Below are 3180 nucleotides of genomic sequence, written 5' to 3' on the forward strand. Positions count from 1 at the left end.
GGCGCCTGGAAATGACCTACTCTCGCATGGGGAGACCCCACACTACCATCGGCGATACTGTGTTTCACTTCTGAGTTCGGAATGGGATCAGGTGGTGCCACAGCTCTATGGTTTCCAGACAAATTTTGTTTATCTAACGCAGTATATTGCATTAAATAATAATTCGGAAAGCTGATTGCTTTTTGAGTCTCTCGCACTGCTTAAGCGCTTCATTCTAATACTAAGTCGTATCAGTAAAACCCATCTGGGTTGTATGGTTAAGCCTCACGGGTCATTAGTACAAGTTAGCTCAACGCCTCACAACGCTTACACACCTTGCCTATCAACGTAGTAGTCTCCTACGGCCCTTTAGAGAGCTTAAAGCTCTAGGGATGACTCATCTTGGGGCTCGCTTCCCGCTTAGATGCTTTCAGCGGTTATCGATTCCGAACGTAGCTACTGGGCAATGCCATTGGCATGACAACCCAAACACCAGCGGTTCGTCCACTCCGGTCCTCTCGTACTAGGAGCAGCTCCCCTCAATCATCCAACGCCCACGGCAGATAGGGACCGAACTGTCTCACGACGTTCTGAACCCAGCTCGCGTACCACTTTAAATGGCGAACAGCCATACCCTTGGGACCGACTTCAGCCCCAGGATGTGATGAGCCGACATCGAGGTGCCAAACACCGCCGTCGATATGAACTCTTGGGCGGTATCAGCCTGTTATCCCCGGAGTACCTTTTATCCGTTGAGCGATGGCCCTTCCATTCAGAACCACCGGATCACTATGACCTACTTTCGTACCTGCTCGACGTGTATGTCTCGCAGTTAAGCTGGCTTATGCCATTGCACTAACCGTACGATGTCCGACCGTACTTAGCCAACCTTCGTGCTCCTCCGTTACTCTTTGGGAGGAGACCGCCCCAGTCAAACTACCCACCAGGCACTGTCCTCAACCCCGATAAGGGGCCAGAGTTAGAACATCAAAACTACAAGGGTGGTATTTCAAGATTGACTCCACTCAGACTAGCGTCCAAGCTTCAAAGTCTCCCACCTATCCTACACATGTAGGTTCAATGTTCAGTGCCAAGCTATAGTAAAGGTTCACGGGGTCTTTCCGTCTAGCCGCGGGTATACGGCATCTTCACCGCAATTTCAACTTCACTGAGTCTCGGCTGGAGACAGCGTGGCCATCATTACGCCATTCGTGCAGGTCGGAACTTACCCGACAAGGAATTTCGCTACCTTAGGACCGTTATAGTTACGGCCGCCGTTTACCGGGGCTTCGATCATGAGCTTCTCCGAAGATAACCCAATCAATTAACCTTCCGGCACCGGGCAGGCGTCACACCGTATACGTCATCTTGCGATTTTGCACAGTGCTGTGTTTTTGATAAACAGTTGCAGCCACCTGGTATCTGCGACTCCCGTCAGCTTAGAGAGCAAGTCTCATCACCAACAGGAGCGTACCTTCTCCCGAAGTTACGGTACCATTTTGCCTAGTTCCTTCAGCCGAGTTCTCTCAAGCGCCTTGGTATTCTCTACCCGACCACCTGTGTCGGTTTGGGGTACGATTCCCGCTAACCTGAAGCTTAGAAGATTTTCCTGGAAGCATGGCATCAACTACTTCATCACCTTAGTGACTCGTCATCAGCTCTCAGCCTGTACATTGAAGTACGTGTTCCCGGATTTGCCTAAGAACACAACCTACCACCTTAAACGCGGACTACCAACGCCGCGCTAGCCTAGCCTTCTCCGTCTCTCCATCGCAGTTAGCGGAAGTACAGAAATATTAATCTGTTTCCCATCGATTACGCCTTTCGGCCTCACCTTAGGGGTCGACTCACCCTGCCCCGATTAACGTTGGACAGGAACCCTTGGTCTTCCGGCGAGGGAGTTTTTCACTCCCTTTATCGTTACTCATGTCAGCATTCGCACTTCTGATACGTCCAGTGTGGGTTACCCCTTCACCTTCAACCGCTTACAGAACGCTCCTCTACCGCGCACTTCTAATGAAATGCACCCGTAGCTTCGGTGGTATGTTTAGCCCCGTTAAATCTTCCGCGCAGGCCGACTCGACTAGTGAGCTATTACGCTTTCTTTAAATGATGGCTGCTTCTAAGCCAACATCCTAGCTGTCTAAGCCTTCCCACATCGTTTCCCACTTAACATACACTTTGGGACCTTAGCTGACGGTCTGGGTTGTTTCCCTTTTGACAACGGACGTTAGCACCCGCTGTCTGTCTCCCGAGTAGTACTCATTGGTATTCGGAGTTTGCAAAGGGTTGGTAAGTCGGGATGACCCCCTAGCCTTAACAGTGCTCTACCCCCAATGGTATTCGCTCGAGGCGCTACCTAAATAGCTTTCGAGGAGAACCAGATATCTCCGAGTTTGATTGGCCTTTCACCCCCAGCCACAAGTCATCCGCTCATTTTTCAACATAAGTCGGTTCGGTCCTCCAGTTGATGTTACTCAACCTTCAACCTGCCCATGGCTAGATCACTCGGTTTCGGGTCTACACCTTGCAACTAAACGCGCAGTTAACACTCGGTTTCCCTACGGCTCCGCTATTCGCTTAACCTCGCTACAAAATGTAAGTCGCTGACCCATTATACAAAAGGTACGCAGTCACGGTCTCAAGAACCGCTCCCACTGCTTGTACGTACACGGTTTCAGGTTCTATTTCACTCCCCTCACAGGGGTTCTTTTCGCCTTTCCCTCACGGTACTGGTTCACTATCGGTCAGTCAGGAGTATTTAGCCTTGGAGGATGGTCCCCCCATATTCAAACAGGATGTCACGTGTCCCGCCTTACTCGTTTTCATCTATGGTTAGTTTTCGTGTACGGGGCTATCACCCTGTGCCGCTGAGCTTTCCAACTCATTCCACTAACACCCCATAGACTTAAGGGCTAATCCCCGTTCGCTCGCCGCTACTAGGGGAATCTCGGTTGATTTCTTTTCCTCCGGGTACTTAGATGTTTCAGTTCCCCGGGTTTGCCTCACAACACTATGTATTCATGTTGTGATACATGCTTATGCATGTGGGTTTCCCCATTCGGATATCGTTAGCTCAAATGCTTATTACTAGCTCGCCAACGCTTTTCGCAAGTTATTACGTCCTTCATCGCCTCTGACTGCCAAGGCATCCACCGTATACGCTTGGTCACTTAACCATACAACCCAAATGAGTTTCAC

At 50.3% G+C, this 3180-nt stretch carries 2 rRNA genes; both read right to left on the bottom strand.

The features are described 5' to 3' along the window. Nucleotides 1-3 precede the first annotated feature (3 nt). Nucleotides 4-119 (bottom strand): 5S ribosomal RNA (gene rrf / locus H5123_RS20115). A 134-nt stretch (nucleotides 120-253) separates the two neighbouring features. After that, nucleotides 254-3158: ribosomal RNA gene (locus H5123_RS20120) — 23S ribosomal RNA — on the bottom strand. Between the last annotated feature and the right edge of the window lie 22 nt (nucleotides 3159-3180).

Source organism: Shewanella sp. SR43-4 (assembly GCF_014163845.1).
GTDB lineage: Bacteria > Pseudomonadota > Gammaproteobacteria > Enterobacterales > Shewanellaceae > Shewanella > Shewanella vesiculosa.